Annotated in this window: 1 protein-coding gene and 1 pseudogene; one reads left to right on the top strand and one right to left on the bottom strand. The window is 64.6% G+C overall.

Annotation, left to right across the window (positions count from 1 at the left end; translation table 11 throughout):
* Positions 1-91 precede the first annotated feature (91 nt).
* Entirely contained in the window at positions 92-997 is a 906-nt protein-coding gene (locus KH616_RS25110; RefSeq protein ID WP_292255266.1) for an NAD kinase, read from the bottom strand.
* Here KH616_RS25110 and KH616_RS25105 point away from each other — a divergent pair.
* Positions 996-1,281 (top strand): annotated as a pseudogene (locus tag KH616_RS25105) (heat-inducible transcriptional repressor HrcA); the annotation flags it as partial. The gene KH616_RS25110 and the pseudogene KH616_RS25105 overlap by 2 nt on opposite strands.

Genomic DNA, 1,281 nt, shown 5'->3' with positions numbered 1-1,281 from the left:
AAGCCTCGATCGAATTCGAGATCGAGCGCCGCGACGATGACGAAGTCGCGTATCGAGAGATGGCGGAGCATGGTGTCGGGCGGAGTGGTCGTCAGAACGCCGTGTCGTCGTCTTCGTTTGAAGGGTGTTCGTTCCAGTGCAGCTTCTTGCGCAGCGTCGCGTAATAGCTGTAGCCGACCGGATGCAGGAACGGCACCGTGTATTTCGAGCGGCGCACCTCGATCGTGTCGTTCAGTTCAAGCGATGTGAACGACTGCATGTCGAAATTCACGTTGACGTCGCGGCCGCCGACGATCTGGATCGCGATCTTCGAATCGTCGGGCAGCACGATCGGCCGGTTCGACAGCGCGTGCGGTGCGATCGGCACAAGCACGATGCCCTGCAATTGCGGATGCAGGATCGGCCCGGCCGACGACAGCGCATAGGCGGTCGAGCCGGTCGGCGTCGCGACGATCAGGCCGTCCGAGCGCTGGTTGTACATGAACCGGCCGTCGACCGACGCGCGCAGCTCGACCATGCCGGAAAAGCCGCTGCGGTTCACGACGACGTCGTTGAATGCGAGCGCGTGGTAGATCGGTTCGCCGTTGCGCACGATCCGGGCTTCGAGCAGCGAGCGCTCCTCGCGCTCGAACTTGCCCGCGAGCATCACCGGCACGAGCGCCTGCATGTCGGCGGCCGCGATATCGGTGATGAAGCCGAGCCGCCCGTGGTTGATCCCGATCAGCGGCGTCTTGTACGGGGCGAGCTGGCGACCAATGCCGAGCATCGTGCCGTCGCCGCCGAGCACGACCGCCACATCGGCGCGCGCCCCGATTTCCGCCGGGGTGAGCGCCGGGTAGCCGGAGATGCCGATCTCGCGTGCGGTCTCGGCTTCGAATACCACGTCGAATCCGCGCTTCGCGATGCAATCGGCCAGTGCGGCAAGCGGCTCGGCGATGCCGGGCGTATGGCTGCGGCCGACGAGCGCGACAGTATGGAACTGATTACCGGTTTTCATGCCGGCATTACACCATAGCTCGTTGATGAAAAGAACCGCCTTCGGTGACGGGAGTCGCCGGCGGTCGCGGGCGTGCCCTCCGGGCTGCCCGCGCGATGCCGACCGGGCCACTCGCCGGGACCGCGCGGTTGAGCTAAAATTTTCTTCCATGCTAGACCCACGCGCACGAACCCTCCTGAAAACCCTGATCGAACGGTATATTGCCGACGGTCAGCCGGTCGGATCCCGCACGTTGTCTCGTTTTTCCGGGCTGGAGCTGAGCCCGGCGACGATCCGCAACGTGA

Origin of the sequence: Burkholderia sp. (assembly GCF_018375725.1) — a bacterium.
Classification (GTDB): domain Bacteria; phylum Pseudomonadota; class Gammaproteobacteria; order Burkholderiales; family Burkholderiaceae; genus Burkholderia.
The sequence above is the reverse complement of the archived record's forward strand: the minus strand, read 5'-3'. Positions and strand labels throughout refer to the sequence as shown.